Source organism: Dietzia sp. UBA5065 (assembly GCA_002415925.1).
Lineage (GTDB): Bacteria > Actinomycetota > Actinomycetes > Mycobacteriales > Mycobacteriaceae > Dietzia.
On record DIAZ01000096.1, the window covers coordinates 18,095 to 18,743 of the forward strand.

1 protein-coding gene is annotated in these 649 nt (G+C 74.6%); it reads right to left on the reverse strand.

Going from position 1 to position 649, the window contains the following annotated elements:
* A partial coding sequence (locus B4M60_RS07305; protein WP_291081786.1) for a precorrin-2 dehydrogenase/sirohydrochlorin ferrochelatase family protein occupies positions 1–524 on the reverse strand: 524 nt, incomplete at its 3' end.
* Positions 525–649: the final 125 nt, after the last annotated feature.

A 649-nucleotide genomic window follows, 5' to 3' on the forward strand; every position in this document is an offset into this window, starting at 1 on the left:
CCGGGTCCGCCCCCGACCAGCGCGACGGTCCCGCGCAGCTCCTGAGCCGCCTCGGGCGCCGCCACCCCGGCCTCGCCCAGTGCCCGCGCCACGACCTCCCTGGCCTCCGCGGTGCGGGCGCGGTCCCCGGTGAGGACGGCCACCAGCATGTCGTCACGGCGGACGACGGCGGGTGTCACGGCGGTGCCCGAGTTCACCGCGTCCGATCGGACGCAGAACGTGCGGTTCTGCTCGGCCTCCGCGGCGACCCGCGCGTTCACCAGGGAGTCCTTGGTGGCGGCCACGACGTACCACGCGCCCTCGAGGTCGCCGGTGCGGTACTCCCTGCCCTCCCACCGGATCCGACCCGCGTCGGCCAGGCCCTGCAGGGTGGGCGTGATCTCCGGGCTCACCAGATGGACCGCGGCGCCCGCGTCCAAGAGGACGGGGATCCGTCGCTGCGCCACCGATCCCCCACCGATCACCACGACGCGACGGCCTTCGAGGTCCAGGCCGACGGGGTACGGGTTCACGGGCCGGATCATGGGGCCGATCCTATCCGTCGCGGGCCGTCCTCCCCGCCCCGACCCCGGTCGCGTCAGGCCTTCTGGTCCAGCTTGAGGGTGCGGGTCGAGCGCTCGAACTGCTCGGTGAAGAGGGCCTGCTCCGC